The sequence below is a fragment of the Luteipulveratus halotolerans genome (genome assembly GCF_001247745.1).
GTDB classification, from domain to species: Bacteria; Actinomycetota; Actinomycetes; order Actinomycetales; family Dermatophilaceae; genus Luteipulveratus; species Luteipulveratus halotolerans.
In genome coordinates this window covers 3,713,467-3,737,451 of sequence record NZ_LAIR01000002.1, presented here as the reverse complement: position 1 = coordinate 3,737,451, position 23,985 = coordinate 3,713,467, and the positions used below count along the sequence as shown (strand labels likewise).

Here is a 23,985-nt window from a genome sequence, read left to right as displayed (position 1 = left end):
CGAGCCGCGCCCCCCCCCGGGGAGGACTCGCGAGCCTGGCCGCTCGCGAGTCCGTGGCCCCGCGCGGACGGGGCAACTGGCGTACGGCTTGAGTCCTCCCCGGGGGGCGCCTGTGGATGACCACCAGGGTCGGGCGGACGCCTCGGGCACGCTGCAGCCATGGCCACGAACGCCCTCGACCGCATGATGACCGAGCTGGGTGGCGCGGCGACGTACGGGCAGCTGCGGACGATCGCGTCCAAGCGCGCCATCGGACAAGCCGTGGACACCGGACGACTCATCCGCCTAGCCCGAAACCGTGATGCGACAAGCGAACTCGCTGAGCACGCGGCGTCCGCACACGGCCTCTCAGGCACCATGAGTCATGGAAGTGCCGCCGCCCACTACGGCTGGTCGATGAAGCACGAGCCGCAGATCCCCGTCGTCACCGTGCGCCCGAACCGCCACCTCACGCGCGACCAGCAGTGCGGCGTCCGCACAGTCTGGCGTGACCTGTCGAGCGCCGAGAGGTCGGGCGCGGTGACCTCGCCGCTGCGCACCGTCGTCGACTGTGCGCTCACGATGCCGTTCGACGAGGCGCTCGCCGTCGCCGACTCCGCGTGCCGTGCGGGTGACGTCGACGAAGACACCCTGATCGAGGCCGCAGGCCGGGTGAGAGGACGTGGCGCCCGCCAGGCTCGGCGGGTGCTGCGGGAGTCGACCTCGCTCGCGGCCAACCCGTTGGAGTCGGTGCTACGCGCGATCGCTCTCGACGTCGCAGGTCTCGATGTGAGCCCGCAGGTGCAGATCTGCGAGCCGGGCGTGTGGGCTGTCGTCGACCTGGCCGACGTCTCGCTCGGCCTGGTGCTGGAGGCCGAGGGGTTCGCGTTCCACGGCACCAGGAAGGGGTTCGAGAAGGACTGCGAGCGCTACTCCTCGCTCACCTGTCTGGGCTGGCTGGTGCTGCGCTTCACCTGGAAGCAGGTCATGCGGCGACCGGACTGGGTGCGGGACCGCATCGCCGACGCCGTACGACTGCGGGGCGCGGGCCTCCCAGGAGGACTCGCGAGCCCGGCCACGCGCGCGGCCGCGGTACCGCGCGGGCGGAGCGACCGGCGTACAGCGTGAGTCCTCCCGCAGGGCGTCCTTCGGTGAAGGCCCGGTCGGCGACGCGGACCTCCACTGCGGGGCCGCGAAGCGAACCCGACCTCGGTGGGAGCGCGCGAAGCGTGACCGGCAGGATGGTCCGGACTGAACGATGAGAGGCGGAGGCATGAGGTTCGTGCGGGAGTGGTCGGCGCGCTGGCGCTGGTGCTCAGCGGGTGCGGCGGAGGCGATGGGCCGTCGGTGCGGTCGGGCCCAGCGGCTGCCGCTCCCGGCTCGGCGTCGACACCTGCCCGTCCGACCCCGCACGACGGCCCGCCGTCGTCGAACGCTTCTGCGGCGTCCGGCTCGGCCGGGCCAGCCGCGGCGGCTCCCGACCCGTCCTCGGCGTACGACTGGAAGGGCTGGAAACAGGTCAGCAGCCTGCAGTGCGGTGACTCCGGTTTCGTGTCGCGCCTCGGCCGGCTCGACGGCGGCGCTCGCTGGGTCGTGTGCGAGGAGTTCGCCGACGGCAGCTACACCTACCGCGGGCCGGGCGTCGACGCCGCGAGCACGGTCACGCTGCGCCAGGGTGAGCTCAAGGACATCAGCGACTACACCTTCCGCGGCGAGGGCGGCGTCACGATCAGTCTCGCGACCAGCACGGGTGCGGAGCGCTTCACCGTCAGCCGTGACGGCACGACGGTGCGACAGGAGGGCATGACGTTCGCCGACAGTCCGTGACGACGGACGGCGCGAACGCAAGACCGGCCCCTCCGAGGAAGGGCCGGTCGGCGTACGGCGTTGTGCCGCAACGGAATTCGCGCCTCTCAGCGCGAGTTGACGGGGTGCGTCAGCGCTCCTCGGTGCCCGCGATGAAGGCCTCGAGCTTGGCGCGACCCTCGGTGTCCTCGCGCTGCTCCGGCGGGGACTTCATGAGGTACGACGACGCGCTCAGGAGGGCGCCGCCGATGCCGCGGTCCTTGGCGATCTTGGCCGCACGGATGGCGTCGATGATGATGCCGGCCGAGTTGGGGGAGTCCCAGACCTCGAGCTTGTACTCCAGGTTGAGCGGCACGTCACCGAACGCGCGACCCTCGAGACGGACGTACGCCCACTTGCGGTCGTCGAGCCACGCGACGTAGTCCGACGGGCCGATGTGGACGTTCTTGTCGTCGATCTTGCCGGCCAGCGGGCCGTTGAGGTTGGACGTCACGGCCTGGGTCTTGGAGACCTTCTTGGACTCCAGGCGCTCGCGCTCGAGCATGTTCTTGAAGTCCATGTTGCCGCCGACGTTGAGCTGGTACGTGCGGTCGAGCACGACGCCGCGGTCCTCGAACAGCTTGGCCATCACACGGTGGGTGATCGTCGCGCCGACCTGGCTCTTGATGTCGTCACCGATGATCGGCACACCGGCGTCCTCGAACTTCTTGGCCCACTCGGGGTCGGACGCGATGAAAACGGGCAGCGCGTTGACGAAGGCCACACCGGCGTCGATCGCGCACTGGGCGTAGAACTTGTCAGCCTGCTCCGAGCCCACCGGCAGGTAGGACACGAGGACGTCGACCTTGGCGTCCTTGAGGGCCTGGACGACGTCGACCGGCTCGGCCGCCGACTCCTCGATGGTCAGCGCGTAGTACTTGCCGATGCCGTCGAGGGTGTGGCCACGCTGCACCTCGACGCCCGTCGTGGGCACGTCGGCGATCTTGATCGTGTTGTTCTCCGAGGCGTTGATGGCCTCGGACAGGTCCTTGCCGACCTTCTTGTCGTCGACGTCGAACGCTGCGACGAACTCGACGTCGTTGACGTGGTAGTCACCGAACTGCACGTGCATCAGTCCGGGCACGGAGCCCGAGGCGTCCGCGTCCTTGTAGTACTCAACACCCTGCACGAGCGAGCTCGCGCAGTTGCCGACGCCAACGATGGCGACGCGTACGTTACCCATGGTTTCTCCTTGAATTACCTTGCGGGTCAGTGGAATTCGTGATGTCTGTGGTCTCGCTGGTCGAGCCGGACCCACCGCTGGTCGAGTAGCCCGGAGCGCTAGCCCCACCGCTGGTCGAGTAGCCCGGAGCGCCAGCGGAGGGCGTATCGAGACCCGGTGCCGTCCGGGGAGACCCGTACGCCGTGCGCTCGGTCTCGATCAGCTCGTTGAGCCAGCGCACCTCGCGTTCGGTCGACTCCAGCCCGTGCCGGTGCAGCTCGGCGGTGTAGGCGTCGATGCGCTCGCGCCGCTCGCGGCTGACCGCGCGCGCGGCGTCGAGGCGCTCCTCGAGCCGCGACCGGCGGCCTTCGAGGATCCGCAGCCGGACATCGGAGCTCGCCCGCCCGAAGAACGCGAAGTGGACCCCGAACGTGTCGTCCTCCCACGCGGCCGGGCCGGACTGGCCGAGCAGCGCCTGGAACTGCTCCTTGCCCTCGGCGGTCAGCTCGTACGTGATGCGCGCCCGCCGCCCGGGTCGACCGCCGGCGCCCACAGCGGGGGCCTCGGTGATCCAGCCGCGCTCGACGAGGGTGCGCAGGCACGGGTAGAGCGAGCCGTACGAGACCGCCCGGAACGCGCCGAGCACGGTCGACAGCTGCTTGCGCAGCTCGTACCCGTGCAGCGGTGACTCGTGGAGCAGCCCGAGCACGGCGAGCTCGAGCACGGCCGCGCGGCGCGACGTACCAGCCATGCGGCCCTCCCCAGGTCAAGGTGACAAACTGCGTCTTCGTCAGTCGAACCGTAGCACGGATATATCGACTCGATACATCGTCCTGACCGGTGCGCGCGCAGATGCGATCACGGGTGATGACAACCTTCGTTCCGGACCGAACGTCCAAGACGCGGGGTTACCCTGGTCGGCCGGGCCGTCGTACGCCGCTGTTCACCAGGCCCCCGGTCGCCCTCCGGTGACCCCGGCAGCCCGCCCCCACGGGCTGCGCCGCGCGCCCGAGTCCCCACGGGCCGCGTCCGACGTACAGGTACGAAGAGGTTCATTCAGTGACGGACACCCCCGGCCCCCGGGCACGCCGCCGCGCCGCGCAGGCCACGGCATCGGACTCCCCGCGGACGAGCTCGGCCGGCTCCGGCCGCTCAGGCGGCGGCTCCGGCCGACCCGGCGGAGGCGGCAGCGGACGGTCCGGCGGACCCCGTCGCCCCGCGGGCGGCAACGGACGACGTCAGCACGGACTCGCGTACAAGATCGTCACGCGCACCATGCTCGGGCTCTTCAGCCTGTTCGTGCTCGGACTCGTCGCGCTGTTCGTGGTCTACCAGCGCACCGACATCCCCAAGGCCAACGCCGAGGCGCAGCAGCAGCAGTCGATCCTCTACTACGACGACGGCAAGACCGAGCTCGCGCGCTTCAACAGCACGACGCGCGAGAGCGTCACGATCGACAAGATCCCCGACCACGTGCAGCACGCGTTCCTGTCTGCCGAGGACCGCGACTTCTACAACAACCGGGGCATCTCGCCGACCGGCATCGTGCGGGCGTTCTGGACCAACCTGCGTGGCGGGTCGAAGGCCGGTGGCTCGACCATCACCCAGCAGTACGTCAAGAACTACTTCCTGACCCAGGACCGTACGGTCACCCGTAAGTTCAAAGAGGTCATGATCTCGCTGAAGATCGACCAGAAGATGTCGAAGGACCAGATCCTCGCCGACTACCTCAACACGATCTACTTCGGGCGCGGCGCGTACGGCATCCAGGCGGCCTCCAAGGCGTACTTCAACAAGGACGTCAGCCAGCTCAACACCAGCGAGGGCGCCTTCCTCGCCTCGATCGTCAACTCGCCCAACCGCCTCGACCCGGCCCGCGGCCCGGCGTCGGCCAAGCTCGTCAACCAGCGCATGGTGTACGTGCTCGACGGCATGGTCAAGAAGGGCTGGCTGCCCGAGTCGGAGCTGTCCAAGCAGAACTTCCCGATCGTGCAGCCGCGCAAGGAGAAGTCGACGATCCCGGGGCCCCTCGGCTACGTGCGCGAGCAGGTGCGCGACGAGCTCGTCGAGAAGATCGGCCTGTCCGACACCGACGTCGACAAGGGCGGTCTGAAGATCACGACGACCATCAACAAGCAGTCGCAGGACGCGGCCGTGCGTGCCGTGCAGGACCACATGCCCGAGGGATCCAAGGACCTGCACGCCGGGCTGGTCGCGCAGCGCCCCGGCACGGGCGAGGTCGTCGCGATGTACGGCGGTTCGGACCCCACCAAGGAGCGCGACAACGCCACCGGCCAGCTCATGCAGGGCGCCTCGAACTTCAAGGTGTTCGGTCTGATCGGCGGCCTGCAGGACGGTATGACCCTCGACAAGACGTACGAGGGCAAGTCGCCCATGAAGTTCAAGCAGTACATCACCGAGAAGAACCCCAAGGGCGAGGTCACCAACTTCGGCGACAAGAGCTGGGGTCGCATCACGCTGCGCAAGGCCACGGCGTTCTCGGTCAACACCGTCTTCCTGCAGCTCAACAAGGACATCGGCCCGGCCAGGACGGCGGCCGTGGCCGAGGCCGCCGGCATCCCGGAGGACCGGCTGACCGCGGCGAACGGTGACACCTCGATCTCCAACATCCTCGGGACGCCGTCCGTGCACGTCATCGACATGGCGACCGCGTACAACACGATCAACGCCCAGGGTGTCCGCGCCGACGCGCACTTCATCAAGAAGATCACCAGCACGACCGGCAGCTACACCTACGCCGCGAAGCCCAAGACGAGCAAGGCGTTCGACAAGGACGTCGCGCTCAACGCGATCAACGCCATGCAGGGCGTGGTGAAGGAGGGCAGCGCCAAGACGGCGCTCGAGGGCTTCGACCGTGATGCGGCCGGCAAGACCGGTACGTCCAACGGCAACATGGCGCTGTGGTTCAGCGGGTTCACCCCGCAGCTCACGACGTCGGTGGGCATGTTCAAGTCCTCCGACGGCGGCCGCACCATCCAGCAGCTGACCGGCCCCGAGGGTGACGGTCTGACCGGTGGCAAGTACCCCGCGGAGATCTGGAAGGCGTTCATGGAGGCCGCGCTGCAGGGGCAGCCGGCACCGAAGTTCCCGCTGCCGCCCGGCATGAAGCCGACGTTCACCCCGACCCGGACCGAGACGCCGTCGCCCACCTCCACCGAGGAGGAGTCGACGCCGTCGCCGACCGAGGAGGAGACGAGCGACGAGCCGAAGGAGACCGAGACCTCCACGCCCGAGCCGACGCGCACCCGGACCTCGACGCCTGAGCCGACGCGCACCAGGACCGAGGAGCCCCGCCCCACCAAGACGCGGACCCAGACCGAGCCCCCGCCGGACCCGACGACCGACGAGCCGTCCCCGACGTCCAGCAAGACCAAGGGCGGACCCAACTGGCCGCTCCCGTAGGGCGTCGTCGTGGGCCGAGAACCGCATGAACCCGATCAGCGCATGCTGACCATGCTCGCTGCCTAGACTCGCCGCCATGCCACGTACGCCGGTCCGCCTCGCCGTGCCCAGCCGCGGTGATGGTGTCGTCGCCCAGGCCTGCGAGGTGATCGGCGGAGTCGTGGGTCGGTACGCCGGCGTCGGTCGTCGACCGTGGACGTTCGCCGCCGCGCTGCTGTCGGCCGCCGCCAGTGTCTTCGTCGCCCTCGGTGTCCTGCAGAAGAACCACTGCGTGCGCTCGGGCTGGAGCACGCCCGGGTCGCTGTGGCGCGCCTGCTACTCCGACCTGCCGGGTGCGGTCACGGCGCAGCACCTGTCCGACCCGTGGGCCACGGGCGGTCCGGGCGAGTCGCAGCCGGTGCTCACGGCGTACCTCACCTGGCTCGTCCGGCTGCTCACACCCGAGGGCTCCGGCCTGGTCGAGCAGCGGTTCTACTTCGCGGCCGCCGCGATCGTGATCGTGCTGCTCATCGCGGTGACCGTCGCCGCCGTCGCGGCGACGTTGCCGCGCAGCCCGTGGGTCGCGGCGCACGTCGCGCTCAGCCCGGTGCTGATCACGGCGAGCCTGATGTCCTACGACATGCTCGGTGTGGCGCTGATGGCGCTCGGCGTCCTCGCCTGGACCCGTCGTCACCCGCTCATGGCCGGCACGCTGCTCGGCGCGGCGACGATGGCGCGCACCTTCCCGGCGGTCGTCATCGTCGCGATCGCGCTGGTCGCCTGGCGTGAGCGTCGCCAGACCGCGCTGTGGCGGGTGCTCAGCGGTGCCGTCGCCGCGATCGCGGTCGGCCTCATCCTCGGCTGGGCGGTGGGTGGAGACCCGCTCGCGTCGTACCAGGTCTGGTCCGACCAGAGCGCCGGCTACGGCTCGTCCTGGCTCGTCGTCCAGATCGCCGGCCTCGATCTGCCGGCCGCCGCGCTGACCGCGCTCGCCGTCATCGGCTGGGTGCTGGCGCTGGTCGTCGGCGTCTATCTCGCCACCGATCGTGAGCGCAACCTCGACGTCGCGCACCTGTCGCTGGTGATGCTCGTCGTGGTGATGGTGACCGGCAAGAGCGTGTCGGTGCAGAGCGCCCTGTGGCTGCTGCCGCTGATCGCCCTGTGCGGGCTGCGCTGGCGCGACCACCTGGTGTGGGCCGGCATCGAGCTCGCGAGCTTCGCGGCGGTGTGGATGTACGCCGGCACGTCGTTCAACGAGAACCGCTCGCTGCCCGGCCCCGCCTACGCCCTGCTCACCGTGCTGCGGCTGCTCGCCTGGATCGGCCTGGCCTGGCAGGCGGTGGCGACCCAGCGCCGGCTCGACGAGGGCGAGGCACTGCCGCCGACCGGCGTACGTCGACCGATCCTGTCGGCCGCCGATTAGGCCCGGGCGGGCCGCCGCCGATATCCTCGTGCGGTTCCCGGTGTACGCCGGACCCACTCCTGTGGACAACGCCCGTTCGTCGGTGCCACCTGGCATCGTGAGGGGCGTAGGTCACAGCGGTGGGTCTCGTCCGTCGTCGACACGACGGTCGGTGCCCGGGAGCAACGCTGCAACCCTCCTGTCACGGAGAGACCGTGACCGCCCAGACCAAAGGAGGTGGGTTCACGCATGCGTCAGTACGAACTCATGATCATCCTCGACCCCGAGCTCGATGAGCGCACCGTCCAGCCCTCGCTGGACAAGATCCTCACCGTCGTCAGCAAGGACGGCGGCAAGGTCGACAACGTCGACATCTGGGGTCGTCGCCGCCTGGCCTACGACATCAAGAAGAAGGCCGAGGGCATCTACGCGGTCGTCACCATGACGGCTGAGTCGGCCACCGCCAAGGAGCTCGACCGCCAGCTCGGTCTCAACGAGACCATCCTGCGCACCAAGCTCCTGCGCGTCGACGCCTAAGTCCTCTCGACTCACTCCACGACCCTCAGAAGGGGAGCACGCCCATGGCTGCAGGCGACACCGTCATCACCATCGTCGGAAACCTCACCCAGGACCCGGAGCTGCGGTTCACGCCGTCCGGGGCTGCGGTCGCCAACTTCACCGTTGCGTCGACGCCGCGTCAGTTCGACCGGCAGACCAACGAGTGGAAGGACGGCGAGACGCTGTTCATGCGCTGCTCGGTGTGGCGCGAGGCGGCTGAGAACGTCGCCGAGTCCCTCGGTCGCGGCACCCGCGTCGTCGTCACCGGCCGCCTGGTGTCTCGTTCGTTCGAGACCAAGGAGGGCGAGAAGCGCACCGTGATGGAGATGCAGGTCGACGAGGTCGGCCCGTCGCTCCGTTACGCCACCGCCAAGGTCAACAAGACCCAGCGCGGCGGCGGAGGTGGCTTCGGTGGCGGCCAGCAGGGCGGCGGCTTCGGCGGCAACCAGGGTGGCGGCCAGGGCGGCCCGCAGGGTGGCGGCTTCGGCGGCAACCAGGGCGGCGGCCAGGGCCAGCAGGACGACCCGTGGGCGACCCAGCCGGCCGGTGGCCAGCAGGGTGGCGGCGGTCAGCAGTCCGGCGCACCGCAGGGTGGCGGCCAGGGCGGCTGGAGCACCGGCCCGTCCTACGACGAGCCCCCTTTCTGACGATCAGTTCGGCGACCGGCTCCCTGAGCCGGCCCGCCCACCCAGACCAATCAGCTGTCCCGAGCTGACGCTCGGGCTCTCATCCATAAGGAGAGCACCACGATGGCCAAGCCCGTTGTGCGCAAGCCCAAGAAGAAGGCCAACCCGCTGAAGGCGGCGAAGGTCGAGAACATCGACTACAAGGACACCGCGCTGCTGCGCAAGTTCATCTCCGACCGCGGCAAGATCCGCGCTCGTCGGGTGACCGGTGTGTCCGTCCAGGAGCAGCGGCTCATCGCCACCGCGGTCAAGAACGCCCGCGAGATGGCGCTGCTGCCCTACTCCAGCTCGGCTCGCTGAGCCTCACGCGAGAGAGAAGGAACGAGACATGAAGGTCATCCTCACCCACGAGGTGTCCAAGCTGGGCACGGCCGGTGACGTCGTGGACGTCAAGGACGGCTACGCCCGCAACTTCCTGCTGCCCCGCAACCTGGCCACCCCGTGGACCAAGGGCGGGCAGAAGCAGGTCGAGGCGATCAGCAAGGCCCGCGAGACCCGCGCCGTCAAGACCCTCGAGGAGGCCCAGTCGATCAAGGGCAACCTCGAGCACGCCAAGGTCAAGGTCGAGGCGCGCGCCGGTCAGTCCGGTCGCCTCTTCGGCGCCGTCACCACCGCCGAGATCGCTGACGCGGTCAAGGCTGCGGGCGCCGGCGACATCGACCGCCGCAAGGTCGAGATCGGTCAGCCGATCCGCAGCACCGGCGCCTACGAGGTCCAGGTCCGCCTGCACCCCGAGGTCTCGGCCACGCTGAAGCTCGACGTCGTCGCGGCCAAGTAAGGCCCCGTCGTACGACACCGGACGCCCGGTCCCGCATATCGCGGGGCCGGGCGTTCGTCGTACCCGGGAATGGTCAGGCCGATGCGCTGACAGCAATTTCTGGAAGATGTATTCACGGTCATCTCGCCATCCGTATCGCGTCAGGGAATGGTCAAAAATGGATGAAGAGACCCGCGTTTCGTGGGAGCGCCGGTCTCGCATGGCGGATGAATTTGTCGCGCGTTCAACGATCCTTCCCGAATGAGACGGAACTCACTTCCGTGGAATCCTGGTGATTTCAGGCAACTCCCGGCACGTGAGCATCCGGACGTCTCTCAGTGCGAGATAGGCCCCCGCCCAGACTTGTTTTCCAAAGCCTGTGGCGAAATATCGTCCACTGTGACGGCCTGGGGAGAAGGTGGGCCGCCACAGCAACGCTTCTGGAGGGGAACAATGTCTACAAGCCTGATTTTTGCGGCGACACCAACGGCATGGTCGGACACCGTGTCGAGCAAGGATCGACACCGCACCGGGCTACTGCCTGAATCGCTGGTGTCGCGGCTGGCGTCGAGCTACGCGGATCTACCTCGAGACCCGCACATGCGATCGGGTGATGATTACCGCTACCGCGCTTTTGCTCAAGGCAGCGTGATCAATGGCCGCATCGAGTGGGAGAGCGAGGCGACGTTCGAGCAGGCCGCGGACATCAACGCATACGCCGGTGGACAGAAGCGGTCGTTTGCGCCGATCCGCTCTGATGTTCTTCGTGACGTCGTGGAGGTCGTCGATCACCTCCGTGAAGACGTGATCGGTGTCGAGTCCGACGCACTGATCGGCGCCCATCAGATCCGCGTCATCGCCGGCGACGGAGTCACTGGGCTGCCCGCGCCGGAAGGCGTGCATCAGGACGGCTTCGACATTGTTGCGACCTGCGTGATCGGCTTGACCAACGTGTCGGGGGGCGTCACGACGTTGACCACCGACGCAGCCGGTCAGCACGTCGTGGCGCAGGAGTCGCTGGGAGCACGCGAGTACGCCGCCTTCGACGACCGCGCACTCTTCCACTACGTCTCTCCGGTGAATGCACTGGTGCCTGGCCAGACCCATCGTGACGTCCTCGTCCTGACGTTCACGTTGATCTGATGGAGACCTACACCATTCAGGAGTGGCTGTTCCGCGAGGCTGCTGGGCGCTACGACGTCGACCTCGCCGAGAGCGGCGTCCTGCGCCAGACCGTCGGGGACGTCGAGATCGACCCCGCGTGGGACCTGGACTACACCTTGGACCATGGCAGCGACGAGCTACGCGACGCCCTGCACACGGCGTACGACCCGTCGGTGGACGACGACGTGCTCGTCTCGACCGGTGGCCAGGAGGCGTTGTACCTCCTCTACCGGTCCGCCCTCTCCGTCGGTGACCACGTGGTGACCCAGAGCCCGGGATGGCAGCAGGCCTGGGCGGTCCCCCGCGAGATCGGGTGCGATGTGACCGCTGTACGGGTGACGCCGCGCGAGTGTCCCGGGACGGCGATGGCGAGCGCGGTCAACGCCAGGACTCGCATGGTCGTCCTCACCAGCCCGCACAACCCGCTGGGGACAAGGATCTCCGCCCAGGGGTCGGCTGAGCTTCATCGCCGGTGCCAGGAGGTCGGTGCCCTCCTGGTCGTCGACGAGGAGTACATGCACGACTACCGGTCGTCCTTGGTGCACCTCGGTCCTGGCGTACTTGTGGTCAGCAGCCTCTCCAAGATGCACGGCATGCCTGGGCTTCGGACGGGGTGGGCGATCGGGCCACGCGACGTCATCGCCGGGATGCGCAACTACAAGCGGTTCACCACGGTCTGCAACTCCGTCCTGTGCGAGCGCATCGCAGCACGTGCCGTTCTGGAGACACCCCGCCACCTGGCCAGGTTCGACTCGCTGCACGGCCCTGGTCTGGAGCTGCTCGAAGACTGGGTCGCCACGCGGGCGGAGCAGCTCACGCTCGTGGAGCCCCAGGGCACTCCGTTCGCCTGGATCGAGCTCGCGTCGGGTGACGCCGACGTCATCGCCAAGACCGCGCTGGTCGACCACAGGGTGCTCGTCATGCCCGAGTCCGTCTTCGCGCCCCCGGATGCTGGTCCGAGCCGGGCGTTGCGGGTCACTTTCGCGCGGCCGCTACCGGTGCTGCGCGCCGGCCTCGGCGCCCTGACATCGGTGCTGGACGATGTCCGCGGCTGAGACTCGGGCCGGGTTTCGGCACGACTCCGCTGACGCCCTGCGCACCACCATGCCCGTGGCCATGGGGTACGTCCCGTTGGGTGCCGCGTTCGGGGCCCTGGTCGTGCAGTCCGACCTCCCGTGGGCAGTCGCCCCGGTGACCGCTCTCCTGGTGTTCGCGGGTTCCTTGGAGTTCTTCCTGGTGAGTCTGATCCTGACGGACGCCGCGCTGTCAGCGGTGGCGGTGGCGACCGTGGCGATCAACTTCCGGCATGTCTTCTATCCGTTGTCGTATCCCACGCATCTGCTCCGGTCCTGGCCCCAGCGGTTGTACGGCGCCTTCGCCCTGACCGATGAGACCTATGCGGTGCTCTCGACGGGGGCGCGTCCGGTCACGGCGCGGCAGGTCCTGCTGATCCAGGTGTTCTCGCACGGCTACTGGGTGGCGGGCGCACTCCTGGGCGTCATGGTCGGGCAGGCCCTGCCGAGCACGTTCCGAGGGCTCGACTTCGCGATCACAGGGCTGTTCATTGTGCTGGCGCTGGAGTTCTTCCTTGGACGCCGGCTCCCGCGGGTGCTCGTGTACGCGGCGGTTGCGATCCTTGCCGGCCTGATCATGAGTGACGCGTTTCTGCTGGTCGCGCTCACCGTGTATGTCGGTCTGTGTGTCGCGGACGTCTGCACGACGACGGACGACTCCGAGCTGATCGAGTCTCGGGAGAGGACGACATGACATTGGCGCACGCTCTGCCGGTGATCCTGGTGGCGGGGGGACTCACCTACGCACTTCGGCTGCTGCCCTTCCTGGTGGTGGACCAGATGCGCGGGCAGGAGCGCATCGAACGGCTCGGTCGACTGCTTCCCGGCGGCATCATGATCATCCTGATCGCCTACACGGTGGTCGAGCCGTCCACGCGGCTCGACCACCGTGCTCTGCTCGGTGCCTCGGTCGTCACGGCCGTGCTGCACGTGTGGCGCCGCAACCCGCTGATCTCCATCGGTGGCGGCGTCCTGGTCTACGCATGTATGGAGGCCTTGTGGTGACCGGCCAGCCCATTGTGGTGATCGACCCGCGATCGAGCGGACGGGATCTGGTCGAGGAGCTGCACCGCACGGGCAGCGACGTCACCGTGGTCCAGCCGCGCGAGGTGTACCGATCGACTCCGGGTCGGCCGGTCCCCGCACCGGGGCCGGAGATCCTGGCGGCCTGTGACCGCCCGGGTCGGTCGCCGGGCGAGCGTCTTCCAGCGATCGTCCCCGGATGTGAGCATGCCGTCACGATCGCCGACATCGCGGCGGCGCAGTGGGGTAGCCACCACAATGACCTGAACACCTTGGCAGCCCGCCGTCACAAGGTGGCCATGGCAGAGGCTGCTTCCTCCGCAGGAATCCTGACCCCATGGACCGTAGAGTGCCGTGATGTCGGTCAGGTCGCCCGTACGGTGGAAGCCCGGCCCGCACCCTGGGTCGTGAAGCCGTCCGACAGCGGTGGGTCCGACGGAGCACGCGTGTGCCGCAGCCTCGAGGAGGCCAAGTCCGCTGCCGCGGCGATCCTCGGGCAGACCACCCTGCTGGGTCACGTCGCTGACTCGCTCACCGTGCAGGAGTACCTCGACGGGGAGCAGCACTTCGTCAACACGGTCAGCGGTCCCGCCGGTCACGTGGTCACCGAGGTCTTCCGCTACGTGCTTGACGAGACGAGCGGTCACCCGGAGATCCGAGCGGCAGTGACCATGTCGGTCGACGACCCGCGGTCGGTGGCTGCGGTGGACTACGTCCTGCCCGTGCTGGATGCCGTGGGTTTTCGATGGGGCGCGTCGCATACCGAGGTGCGCGCGACCTCAGCGGGGACCCGACTGATCGAGTTCAACGGTCGTGCGATGGGACCCACTGTCCCGAGCCAGGTCTACCGTCGTGTCGCCGGGCATTCGCAGATCACCGAGCTCGCTGCCATGCTCCGCGACCCTTGGGCGTACCACCGCCCTCAGAAGCTCGCGGGGCGGCGCCTCGTTGGCTGGTACATGCTGGCTCCGCAGCACCCCGGGACGGTGACCGCTGTGGATGCGTCGCTTCTGACCTCGATTCGGGGCGTGACGGATGTGCGGGGTCTACCGCAACCCGGTCACCGCGTGACGACAGACAACAGAGTGACGACCGGCAGCTTCGGCATGATCTTCTTCGGCGCGGACTCCGACGCAGATGCCGACCGCATCATGACTGAGCTCCGCGAGCTCGAGCTCGCCGGGCGCGCAGTGCACATCGATCGCGAGGAAACCCTGGTATGACGACTGACACTCGACCGGATCGTCATGCCACCACTCGGCGTGGTGGCATCCCCAACCCGGTCAGTCCGACCGGGCTGGTGGCGCTCGCGGTGGTCGGCCAAGGCGTCGGCACGTCCGTCGTGGGGCACGAGGTGTCGACCGCACAGTCGGACACCGTGGTCTTCCTGGCCTTCGCCACGGCGGCGATCGCCGCCCTGAGCGCAGCCGTGGCGAGCCGAGCACCGCTCATGGTCGTCACGGTGCCTGACATCATCCGGCTCAACGTCTTCAGTGCCGGGGCCTTCGCGCTCTTCTACGTCGCGGCGACCATGACGCTGCCGTCCGCGGCCAGCGTGATCGAGACAGCGACCGCCCCGGTGCTGGTGGTGGCAGCCGGGCTCGTGCGACGGACGGACGGTGTCGCCGTCCGGCATCGTGTCATCGCCGCCGCCCTCAACGGGATCGCGTGTGTCTGGGCGGTCGTGATCGCGGTGCGGGCGAGCACGGGATCCGGACAGTCCTGGCTCCCGCCACTGCTGGCGCTCGCCGCCGGAGCCTGCGCATTGGGAGTCCTGACCACGACCCGCCGCCTGGTGCAGTCGGGCACTCCGACGACCGTCGTCAACGCCTGGAGATTTCACGGTTGCTGGTTGGCCAGTGGGATCGCCGTCCTTCTGAGCCCCGACGACCAGGGTGGCTCCCTCGCTCTGTGGCAGCTCCTGGCCTTGGGATTCTGCTGCATCACCGTCCCCATTGTGCTGCTGCAGTACGGAATCGGACGGGCAGAGGTCATGGCGTCGGCTTCGGTCATCGCGGTCCTCCCGGGCATCGTCCTGCTCACGGACGTCGCCTACGGCGCAGTCGACCTCCTCGTCCTCGGACCGGTCGTTCTGGCGGTCATGGCCGCGGGGGTGTCGCTCGTACCGGCCGGGCGCGGTCGATGAAGGTCGCCGTCGTCGGTGGTGGTGTCGCGGCTGTCGGCGCCGTCCACGTGCTTCAGACCATGGGCTTGCGTGACATCACCGTTCATTCGACGCACGCCTTGGGCGAGAGCCTGGCCTTCGCCCGCGGGCCAGGTAGGTGCAACACCTCGAGCGAGAGTAATCGTCCACTGACCGAGCTCTTCGAGCCGCAGAGCTCGGGGACGTCCGATGACTTCCCAGCACGGCACACCATCGGTGCGATGGTGCGACGCGCGGTGCGCAGGTGGCCGGACAGGCACCCGCGGGTCGCAGCACACGTGACCTCGATATCGCGCACCCACGACGAGCGGCTGACAGTTCGCGGTGTCACTCCGACACGCACGATGAGTACGTGGGGAGGCTACGACGCCGTGGTCACAGCGCGAGGTCTCAGCGAGCCACGGGTTCCTGCCGAGCTGTACGACATCGCGACCTTTGTCCCCACCGACCTCACGCCGTATCCGATGAACTGCATCCCGCCACGGGGAGTCATCGGCGTCGTGGGGGCAGGACTGTCTGCGCTGGAGGCAGCGGACTACCTGGTGACCGGAGGTGCGCGGGTCGTGCTCCTGTCACGAACGTCGGTCCTCCCGGCTGTACGCCGCAGCCTCCCGCTGGGAGCGGACCTGTCGGAGGACATGATGGAGATGGTCTCCAGCATCCTGTGTGGTGGTGGACCGAACGCAGCTCGCGACCTCCAGCGCCGTCTGCGGCGACGCGGACGGGCGTTCCCGGAGGACGACGAATGTACGGGCCTGCCGGGCCTCGCTCGGTCTGTGCAGCTGAGCGAGGGTGATCAGCCGTGGGAGAGGACCGTGGTCCCGCTGTGCCGCGCGACGAACGCATCGACGGCGCACGAGGTGGGCCGGCTCATCATGGCGGCGCCGCACATTGCTCGTCACGTGCAGGCGCTCCACATCGATCTCGCGAGTCGGCTCGCTGACCACTACCGCAGCGGTCTGCTGTCGATGGCTCCGTTGGCCGATCTCGGCACGGATGGCGACGACGTGCGCGTGAGTGCCGGCAGCAGCTCGGTCCGGCTGGACCGGATCGTGCTGGCCTGCGGGTGGAAGCGGCCCCGGGACCTGGTGGACGATGCCGACGTGTCCGTGATCGCGCTGGGAGCCGAGCCCGCGTCGGGGTTGGCCGTGCCCAACGCGCTCTTCGCGTTGGGCGACCAGCTGCGTGCCTTGCCGGGCAGGCTCGAAGCCGCTCGGCAGAGCGACCGGTCACGTGTCTCCGGGGAGGGTGTGGGTTCTCGACTCGTGGTGTGAACCTGGACGGCCCTTGGATCTGCGCCTGTGGTCAGGCCGTCGGGAGCGAGGCGCGCGAGACGGGGAAGTCGAAGTAGGTCTTCGGGAACCGCTCGGGCCGGTAGGTGAAGTGCCACCACTCGTTCTCGTAGTTGACCAGCCCCTGGGCGCTCAGCACGTTGACCAGCAGCTCGCGGTTGCGGCGCTGCTCTCCCGTGACAGCCGGGTTGGCGGTGTGCGAGAGCACGTCGAAGCAGTCGTACGCCGTGCCCATGTCGAGCGACTTGTCCGGGACCCGCTGCTCCTGCGGGCCGATGCACGAGCCGGCCGGGTGCGGGGCGTGCGGTGCTGGTACGGGCGGGCCGGCGATCGGCTGCACGGTGAGGTCGACGGTGCTGCCGCGGCTGTGGCCGGACTTCTCGGCGATGTAGCCGTCCTCGAACAACCGCGACTTGTCGACGTGCGGGTAGAACTCCGACTTCATCGTCTGGTCGGGCACGTCCTGCGCCCAGCGCACGAAGTGGTCGACCGCGGTCTGCGGGCGGTAGCAGTCGTACACCTTGAGCGTGAGGCCCTGCGGTCGCAGCACGTCCTGCGCTCGTGACAAGGCCTGCGCCGCCGGAGCGGTGAGCAGGCACATGGGGGCGCGGTAGGCATCGACGCGCTCTCCCATGAAGGTGTGCGGTGTGGCGTACCGGATCTCCTCGACGATCGTCGGGTCGACATCACGCAGCGCGACGAACTCCGGCGGCGCGGTCGGGGGAGCGGCGGACGAGCCGGCGTACGAGCCGCCGGGCGACGGTGCGGGCGCTGCGGTGGCGCTGGTCGTGGCGGACAGGGCGAGGGCGAGGCCGGCGACGAGAGCCGGCAGAGCACGGCGAGTCATACCGTCGTTCCTAGCAGGGGTTGCCCCGCTCGTACTGCGTTCGATGTTCCTGACCGTGTACGAGCTGCGTCAGGAACATCAGACGCAGTACGAGCAGCGCGAGCCGGCGCTCAGCGCACCGCGCCCGTCACCAGCCAGGCGTCCGACCGCGCTCGCCAGCCGAGGGCCACGAGCCGCAGAGCCATGAACGCCCCGAACGACCACCACAGCACGGTCAGCGTGTGCCCCGCGCCGCCGGACACGTGAGCACGCACGGTGAGCAGCACGGGCACGTACGCCGCGAGCACCGCCACCTGGGCGACCGCCAGCGCCACCCCGTCCCCGGCTCCGATGAGGACGCCGTCGAGCACGAACACCAGCCCGGACAGCGGCTGCAGCAGGGCGACCACGATGAGCGCCGAGGCGAGGGCGCGGCGTACGGACTCGTCGGACGTGAACATCAGCGGCAGCACCTGGTGCAGGGCGAGGACGACGACGGCGAGCAGGACACCCGCGCCGAGGCCCCACCACAGCATCAGCCGGGTCATGGCCCGCGTGCCGGAGACGTCGCCCGCACCGAGCGCCTGCCCGGTCATGGCCTGGGCGGCGATGGCGAGCGCGTCGAGCGCGAACGTCAGGAACCCGAACACCGTCATCGCGACCTGGTGCGCGGCCAGCGGCACGTCACCGAGGCCGGCCGCGACCCAGGTCGTGAGCAGCAGCGCCGCGCGCAGTGCGAGCGTGCGGATCAGCAGGGGTACGCCGCCGGCCGCGGCCCGCAGCACACCGGCCGGGTGGGGGCGCAGGGCAGCGTGCAGCTCGCGCGCCCGGCGTACGACGACGGTGAGCAGGCCGAGCGCCATACCGGTCTGGGCGATGACGGTGCCCCACGCCGAGCCGGCGATGCCGAGGTCGAGGCCGTAGACCAGCACGAGGTTGAGCACGATGTTGGCGCCGAACCCGAGAACCGCGGCGACCAACGGCGTACGGGTGTCCTGGAAGCCGCGCAGGACGCCGGTCGCGGCCAGTACGACGAGCATGGCCGGGATGCCCAGGGCGCTCACCCGCAGGTAGGTCTCGGCCTGGTCGAGCGCGTCGGCGGAGGCTCCGAACAGGGCGCACAGCGGTCGGGCCCAGATCGCGGTGGCGAGCGCCGTGACCGCTCCGAGGGCGACCGACAGCCAGACACCGTCGAGCCCGGCGGAGACGGCGGCGCGCTGGTCGCCGGCGCCCAGCCGGCGCGCGACCAGCGAGGTGGTGCCGTAGGCCAGGAAGACGTAGACGTTGGCGGCGGTCAGCAGGGCCGCGCTGGCGACGCCCAGACCGGCGAGCTGTGCGGTGCCGAGATGGCCCACGATCGCGGAGTCGGCCAGCAGGAAGAGCGGCTCGGCGACGAGCGCGAGGAAGGCCGGGACCGCCAGGCGCAGGATCTGCCGCGCGGGCGAGCGATACATGACGGTCACCGTAGAGGCCAGGTTGCAAACGTCTCACGATGCGAGACCACTTCGGCCCCACAGCACGCCTATGGAATCGCGGCGTGTCAGCGGAGGTCACGAAAGGGTAAATACCGCGCCATGGCGGGGGAAAGACAAATCCGACACGCCCGGGCGCAGGGCGGGCCGTTCTGGGCAGGTCGCGAAATCGGCTCGACCACTTTTCTGAGTCGAGTTGGAGAAGGCCTCCGGGTCAGCCATAGTCATTTGCCGTGCCACCTCGTCGGGGGACCTCGGAGGCACACCACGCGCCCGCCCAGGCGGGCGCGCGTTGATGTTCATGAACGACTTTGGAAGGTCCCTATGACTTACGCTCCTCGCCACCGCAAGGCCGAGCCCTCGCTCGCCGCGTCTGTGATCACCGGGCGTCACGGCAAGGTCCTCACCGGCGTTGCTCTCGCAGTCCCCACCGCGGTCGCCGGCCTGTCGGCTCCCGCCGACGCTGCGACCGCCCCGGTCGCACAGCCCGCTCAGGCGGCCACGGCCGCTCAGGCCTCGCAGGCTGCTCAGTCGGTCGCCGGCGTCGCCGCCACCGCTGCCGCACTGCCCACCCACTACGCGGGCGGCGTCTACGTCCTCCACCACGGTCACAGCGGCTCGCTGGTCAAGACCGTCCAGAAGCGCATCGGCGGCCTCTCCGTCGACGGCAGCTTCGGCCCCAAGACCCGTGCCGCCGTCAAGTCGTTCCAGGGCCGCAAGGGCCTGACGCGTGACGGTTACGTCGGCCCGAAGACCTGGCGCGCCCTCGGCGGCTACCCGGGTGGCTCGGCCTCGACCACCTCGACCCGCGACACCTCGACCACGGCCAGCCGCAGCACCACGGGTTCCAGCACCAACGCCCGCGCCGCGCAGATCGCCTACCGCTACCTGGGCATCCCGTACGTCTACGGCGGCTCCACCCCGAGCCAGGGCTTCGACTGCTCCGGCCTCACGAGCTATGTGTTCCGTCAGGTCGGCAAGGACCTGCCCCGCACGGCGCGCGCCCAGCAGGCCGCGGTCCGTCGCGTGTCCAGCCCGCAGGTCGGCGACCTGGTGTTCTACGGCTACCCGGCGCACCACGTCGGCATCTACGTCGGCAACGGCCAGATGATCGACGCCCCCAAGCCGGGCACGCGCGTCAACAAGCGCGCTGTCTACCAGCCCGAGGTCTCCAGCTACGGTCGCCCGTGACCGTGGCCTGACAAGCCCTCCACAGCGCACCCCCGGGTTCTCCCCGGGGGTGCGTTGTCGTGTGTACGGGCGCCGCGCGGACGCCGGTCACCGGGCCAGGTTGCACGCGTCTCACCATGTGAGAACGCGGCCGAGATGAACCCGTGCGCCTCTGCGGCGCGCGCCCGGTCGGCGTACGGCGCGTGACCGTTGGGAACGACAACGACGTAACTTGCCCCACCCGCCCCATCGGTACGCCGTGTCCCTTCTGGTCACACTGAACTCACCTTTCACATCGGCCCCACCTCGGGCATATTTGCGTCTGCCGTCCTCGTCGTCGGCAGCGCTCCCGGCCCCCACCGGGTCGCCGAGTGCCGACGGCGTTCATCGAAAGGGCTCCGGATGACCACCCACGCGCCGCAGCACCTGCGCCAGCGCCCGCGCCGCTCTCCTCGCCCCGGCCTGCAGATGCGCCGCGGAGTCCTCGTCGCCACCGGCACCGCCGTGGCCGTCCCGACCTCCCTGGGCAGCGTCCTCGCGGCCGCGCCCGCCCAGGCGGCCCCCACCGCGCCCACCCAGGCGCCGACCGCCGCGCCGAAGCCTGCGGCCGTCCGCACCGCACCCACCACGTCGGTCACGGTGCTGCGCTACGGCTCGCGCGGTGACCTGGTCAAGACCGTGCAGCGCAAGCTCTCGATCACCGTCGACGGCAGCTTCGGCCCGCAGACCCTGACCGCGGTCAAGAGCTTCCAGCGCAGCAAGGGCCTGCAGGTCGACGGTGTCGTCGGCCCCTACACCTGGGCAGCGCTCGGTGGCTTCCCCGGCACCGACGGCGGCGGTGACGAGCCGACCACCGGCTGTACGTCGTACGTCGTCCGCTACGGCTCCCAGGGTGAGGTCGTCGAGGCGGCTCAGAAGGCCCTCGGCATCCAGGTCGACGGCGACTTCGGGCCGTGGACGCTCGATGCGGTGAAGGCCTACCAGTCGCGCAAGGGCCTGCAGGTCGACGGCATCGTCGGCCCCAACACCTGGCGCTCGCTCGGCGGCTACCCGTGCGACCTCGACGCCCCGACCCGCCCGGACGGCGCGACCGGCCAGGAGGTCCTCGAGATCGCCCAGCGCTACATCGGCTACCCCTACGCGTGGGGCGGCGAGACACCCGAGACCAGCTTCGACTGCTCGGGCCTCACCCAGTACGTCTACCGCCAGGTCGGCATCTACATCCCGCGTACGTCGCTGGAGCAGTCCCGGTTCCGCGCCGGCGTCGGCCTCGACGACCTGCGCGTCGGCGACCTCGTCTTCTTCTACAGCCCGGTGCACCACGTCGGCATCTACGCCGGCGACGGCAAGATCCTCGACGCGTCCAAGCCCGGTACGACGATCTCGATCCACCGCATGTACACCGACCCGGTCAAGGCGATCCGTCTGCTCTGACTGCTGACCGACCGACGAACAGACCGACCACGCGCCCCCGCGCGTCGAAGGGAGCACGATGCGCACCGCTCAGCCCGCACCTCGCCACCTCAAGCAGCAGCCCGGCCGTCTGGCCGGGGTCCGACCGGTGGTGATCAGCAGAGGCGGTACGGCCGTCGCGACCGGTGTGGCCGTCACGGTGCCTGCCGGGCTCGGTGCCGTCGCGATGGCGGCCCCGGCATCGGCCGCGACCCCGCAGCTGGGAGGCCTGCCCGCAGCCGGTGCCGTGCCCACCGCGGCGCCGAAGGCCGCGCCCGCGCAGCCGAGCTCGTCGGTGGTCGTGATCCGTTACGGCTCGCGCGGTCCGGCCGTCAACGTCGTGCAGAGCCGCGTCGGAGCATCGGTCGACGGCCACTTCGGCCCGCAGACCCGAGCGGCCGTCCAGGCGTTCCAGCGGTCGCGCGGCCTTTCGCCCGACGGTGTGGTCGGGCCGGCGACCTGGCACGCCCTGGGTGGCTACTGGGACGGCAGCAAGGTCACCCAGCCCGAGCATTGCGACACCCTCAACGTGATCCGCTACGGCTGGGCCGGCGGCGTCGTCCAGGCGCTGCAGACCCGTCTGGACGTCGCACCGGTCGACGCGCGCTTCGGCCCGCAGACGCTCGAGGCGGTCAAGGCCTACCAGCGCTCGCGCGGCCTGGCCGTCGACGGTGTGGTCGGCCCGGCCACCTGGAAGGCTCTGGGCGGCTACCCGTGCAGCATGGGCGCGATCCCGCCGCCCGGGTCCGACGTCAACATCCCCGGTGAGGACGACGAGCCCGACAGCACCGCACCGATCGGCTCGCCCAACGCGGCGTACCGGATGCCCTACCCGGCCGGTGTCACCCACCGCATCAGCCAGGGCCCTGGCGGTCAGACCAGCCACCACACGGTCTACAACCGCAGCGCCATCGACATCGCGATGCCGTCCGGCTCGACGGTGACGGCGGCCCGCTCGGGCACGGTCTACCGGGTCGGCTGGACGTCGTACGGCGCCGGCAAGCAGATCATGATCAAGGACGCCTCGGGCCGCTGCCAGGTCTACGCGCACCTGTCGGAGTTCACGGTCCGCGACGGTGAGCACGTGAGCCGTGGCGAGCGCATCGCGCTGTCCGGCAACACCGGTGAGAGCACCGGCCCGCACCTGCACTTCGACGTCATCAGCTGCAGCAGCCTGCGCGCGCTGGGCCCGGTCTACACCTACGAGCGCGGGTCGTCCTACCCCGGCGGCACCTACGTGACCAGCCGCAACTGACGTTCTGGCGCCCCCTGGGGCCGGCCGGTGCGAGAGATCCCTTCCTCTCGCACCGGCCGGTTCTCGTTCCGGCAGAACCATCCACCCGCTGCGTGCGTCCATCTCTCGTTGACCCCGCGAGGTGAGGTAGGTACAGGCATGCGCGTACGACGGAGGGCGGCCCAGCTGGTCGCAGTGGTGCTGATGGCACTGGGGCTGATCGCGGTGGGCCCGGCGTCGTCGTACGCGTGCGCGTGCGGGGCGATGATCCCGTCCGACTCCGGTGCACGCTCGAGCGGTGAGCTCGGGCTCGTGCAGTGGGACGGCCGCACCGAGACCCTCGACCTGTCGATGGTGATCAACGGTCGCACGCGCGACGCCGCGTGGATCATGCCCGCCCCGAAGGACACGCGCGTCACGCTCGGTGAGAAGGCGTTGTTCGACCGGCTCAAGGAGGCGACCAAGCCTCGTGTCGAGAAGCGCTACCACTACGGGCCCGACTTCTCGTTCGGCGGCGACGGTGACGGCGCAGGAGCGGGTTCGGACGCAGGGGGTGCTCCCGGCGCCGCGGTCAGCGTCGAGGGCACGTCCACGGTCGGCCCGTTCCAGGTCACGACGCTGAGCGGCACCGACGGGTCGGCCGTCAACAGCTGGCTGACCTCGCACGGCTACCCCGCTCGGCCCGACCTGGTGCCGTCGCTGCAGTCCTACCTCGACCAGGGCTGGCGCCTGTACGCCGTGAAGCTCACGCCCACGGCCGGTCAGCTGCAGGGTGAGCTGTCGCCCCTGCGGATGACGTTCCCGGCGGCCAAGCCGGTCTACCCGATCCGGCTCTCGGAGCACGCCAAGGACTTCCAGAGCGTCGTGGTCTACGTCGCGGCGGCGCACCGGATGGACCAGGACCTGCCGACCGCACCTCGAGACGAAGCACCGGGCGTGGCGTTCGCGCGTTGGGTCGACCCGACGCTGCTCGACCCGACCCGCTCGTACCCCTCCGGTCAGCGGGTGTTCCTGACCAAGACGATGACCCACGCGGCGCCGGGTCAGATCGACGCCGACTTCACCTATTCGCGAGCCGCGGCCGACACCGAGTACCAGGAGGTCGAGTACGTCGACGTCGACCGCTCCTGGGTGAGCGAGCTGGCCATCGCCGTGGTGGGTCTGCTGGTGCTGCTGGGCGGCGTGGGGTGGGCCGTACGCCGCGGGCGTGGCCGACTGCGTACCCACAGCTGACGATCCACTGCCCACAACTTGGTGTGCACAGCCTGGGGATGGCGTTTGCGCAGGTCAGCGGGCCATTTGCAATCGTCATCGAGCGTTGTCC

General features: G+C 69.6%; 23 protein-coding genes. 19 read left to right on the top strand and 4 right to left on the bottom strand.

The annotated features are described in order from the left end of the window. Positions 1 to 159 precede the first annotated feature (159 nt). Together VV01_RS18820 and VV01_RS18815 are read left to right on the top strand one after the other, a co-directional pair. A complete protein-coding gene (locus VV01_RS18820) occupies positions 160 to 1,107 on the top strand; it encodes a DUF559 domain-containing protein (RefSeq protein ID WP_050671235.1) in 948 nt (315 codons plus the stop codon). Positions 1,108 to 1,269: 162 nt separating this feature from the next. Next, positions 1,270 to 1,806 (top strand): hypothetical protein, encoded by a 537-nt coding sequence (locus tag VV01_RS18815; RefSeq protein WP_050671234.1) that lies wholly within the window; start codon positions 1,270 to 1,272, stop codon positions 1,804 to 1,806. 109 nt (positions 1,807 to 1,915) lie between these two features. On the opposite strand, the gene VV01_RS18810 is transcribed toward VV01_RS18815, so the two are convergent. Together VV01_RS18810 and VV01_RS18805 are read right to left on the bottom strand one after the other, a co-directional pair. Next, on the bottom strand, positions 1,916 to 3,007 hold the full coding sequence (locus VV01_RS18810) for an inositol-3-phosphate synthase (RefSeq protein ID WP_050671233.1): 1,092 nt from the start codon (positions 3,005 to 3,007) through the stop codon (positions 1,916 to 1,918). After that, positions 3,000 to 3,737, bottom strand: a complete 738-nt coding sequence (locus VV01_RS18805; RefSeq protein ID WP_050671232.1) for a PadR family transcriptional regulator — start codon at positions 3,735 to 3,737, stop codon at positions 3,000 to 3,002. The genes VV01_RS18810 and VV01_RS18805 overlap by 8 nt, the downstream gene beginning before the upstream one ends. A gap of 308 nt (positions 3,738 to 4,045) precedes the next feature. Here VV01_RS18805 and VV01_RS18800 point away from each other — a divergent pair, with 308 nt between their 5' ends. From VV01_RS18800 to VV01_RS18740, 13 genes are all read left to right on the top strand, one after another. Beyond that, positions 4,046 to 6,409 (top strand): transglycosylase domain-containing protein, encoded by a 2,364-nt coding sequence (locus VV01_RS18800; protein WP_050671231.1) that lies wholly within the window; start codon positions 4,046 to 4,048, stop codon positions 6,407 to 6,409. 76 nt (positions 6,410 to 6,485) lie between these two features. Further along, complete coding sequence (locus VV01_RS18795; RefSeq protein WP_050671230.1) at positions 6,486 to 7,811, top strand: glycosyltransferase family 87 protein; 1,326 nt, start codon at positions 6,486 to 6,488, stop codon at positions 7,809 to 7,811. Positions 7,812 to 8,039: 228 nt separating this feature from the next. Then, on the top strand, positions 8,040 to 8,327 hold the full coding sequence (gene rpsF / locus VV01_RS18790; protein WP_050671229.1) for a 30S ribosomal protein S6: 288 nt from the start codon (positions 8,040 to 8,042) through the stop codon (positions 8,325 to 8,327). A 44-nt stretch (positions 8,328 to 8,371) separates the two neighbouring features. Continuing rightward, on the top strand, positions 8,372 to 8,995 hold the full coding sequence (locus tag VV01_RS18785; RefSeq protein ID WP_050671228.1) for a single-stranded DNA-binding protein: 624 nt from the start codon (positions 8,372 to 8,374) through the stop codon (positions 8,993 to 8,995). Between the two features lie 102 nt (positions 8,996 to 9,097). Further along, a complete protein-coding gene (gene rpsR, locus VV01_RS18780) occupies positions 9,098 to 9,334 on the top strand; it encodes a 30S ribosomal protein S18 (RefSeq protein WP_013494395.1) in 237 nt (78 codons plus the stop codon). A 28-nt stretch (positions 9,335 to 9,362) separates the two neighbouring features. After that, positions 9,363 to 9,812 carry a 50S ribosomal protein L9 gene (gene rplI, locus VV01_RS18775; protein ID WP_050671227.1) on the top strand — a complete coding sequence of 150 codons (450 nt, stop codon included), beginning with the start codon at positions 9,363 to 9,365 and terminating at the stop codon, positions 9,810 to 9,812. A gap of 432 nt (positions 9,813 to 10,244) precedes the next feature. Then, a complete protein-coding gene (locus VV01_RS18770; RefSeq protein ID WP_197275105.1) occupies positions 10,245 to 10,934 on the top strand; it encodes a 2OG-Fe dioxygenase family protein in 690 nt (229 codons plus the stop codon). Then, positions 10,934 to 12,010, top strand: a complete 1,077-nt coding sequence (locus VV01_RS18765) for a pyridoxal phosphate-dependent aminotransferase (RefSeq protein WP_050671225.1) — start codon at positions 10,934 to 10,936, stop codon at positions 12,008 to 12,010. Before VV01_RS18770 ends, VV01_RS18765 begins: the two co-directional genes overlap by 1 nt. Next, positions 11,997 to 12,722, top strand: a complete 726-nt coding sequence (locus VV01_RS18760; RefSeq protein WP_071606442.1) for an AzlC family ABC transporter permease — start codon at positions 11,997 to 11,999, stop codon at positions 12,720 to 12,722. The genes VV01_RS18765 and VV01_RS18760 overlap by 14 nt, the downstream gene beginning before the upstream one ends. Beyond that, entirely contained in the window at positions 12,719 to 13,033 is a 315-nt protein-coding gene (locus tag VV01_RS18755; RefSeq protein WP_050671224.1) for a branched-chain amino acid transporter permease, read from the top strand. The genes VV01_RS18760 and VV01_RS18755 overlap by 4 nt, the downstream gene beginning before the upstream one ends. After that, complete coding sequence (locus VV01_RS24015) at positions 13,012 to 14,274, top strand: ATP-grasp domain-containing protein (protein WP_157508926.1); 1,263 nt, start codon at positions 13,012 to 13,014, stop codon at positions 14,272 to 14,274. The genes VV01_RS18755 and VV01_RS24015 overlap by 22 nt, the downstream gene beginning before the upstream one ends. Beyond that, on the top strand, positions 14,271 to 15,197 hold the full coding sequence (locus VV01_RS18745) for a hypothetical protein (RefSeq protein ID WP_050671222.1): 927 nt from the start codon (positions 14,271 to 14,273) through the stop codon (positions 15,195 to 15,197). Before VV01_RS24015 ends, VV01_RS18745 begins: the two co-directional genes overlap by 4 nt. 362 nt (positions 15,198 to 15,559) lie before the next feature. Further along, positions 15,560 to 16,489: a hypothetical protein gene (locus VV01_RS18740; RefSeq protein WP_157508925.1), complete on the top strand. Its 930-nt coding sequence runs from the start codon at positions 15,560 to 15,562 to the stop codon at positions 16,487 to 16,489. 31 nt (positions 16,490 to 16,520) lie between these two features. On the opposite strand, the gene VV01_RS18735 is transcribed toward VV01_RS18740, so the two are convergent. Both VV01_RS18735 and VV01_RS18730 read right to left on the bottom strand, forming a co-directional pair. Then, complete coding sequence (locus VV01_RS18735; RefSeq protein ID WP_050671220.1) at positions 16,521 to 17,354, bottom strand: M15 family metallopeptidase; 834 nt, start codon at positions 17,352 to 17,354, stop codon at positions 16,521 to 16,523. Between the two features lie 110 nt (positions 17,355 to 17,464). Continuing rightward, positions 17,465 to 18,787 (bottom strand): MATE family efflux transporter, encoded by a 1,323-nt coding sequence (locus VV01_RS18730; RefSeq protein ID WP_050672030.1) that lies wholly within the window; start codon positions 18,785 to 18,787, stop codon positions 17,465 to 17,467. Between the two features lie 342 nt (positions 18,788 to 19,129). Between VV01_RS18730 and VV01_RS18725 the strand changes: the two genes are divergently transcribed. From VV01_RS18725 to VV01_RS18710, 4 genes are all read left to right on the top strand, one after another. Then, a complete protein-coding gene (locus tag VV01_RS18725; RefSeq protein ID WP_050671219.1) occupies positions 19,130 to 19,996 on the top strand; it encodes a C40 family peptidase in 867 nt (288 codons plus the stop codon). 381 nt (positions 19,997 to 20,377) lie between these two features. Beyond that, entirely contained in the window at positions 20,378 to 21,409 is a 1,032-nt protein-coding gene (locus VV01_RS18720) for a C40 family peptidase (RefSeq protein ID WP_050671218.1), read from the top strand. A gap of 58 nt (positions 21,410 to 21,467) precedes the next feature. After that, positions 21,468 to 22,682, top strand: a complete 1,215-nt coding sequence (locus VV01_RS24700) for a peptidoglycan-binding protein (protein ID WP_050671217.1) — start codon at positions 21,468 to 21,470, stop codon at positions 22,680 to 22,682. Between the two features lie 138 nt (positions 22,683 to 22,820). Beyond that, complete coding sequence (locus VV01_RS18710) at positions 22,821 to 23,894, top strand: DUF2330 domain-containing protein (protein WP_071606441.1); 1,074 nt, start codon at positions 22,821 to 22,823, stop codon at positions 23,892 to 23,894. Positions 23,895 to 23,985 lie beyond the last annotated feature (91 nt).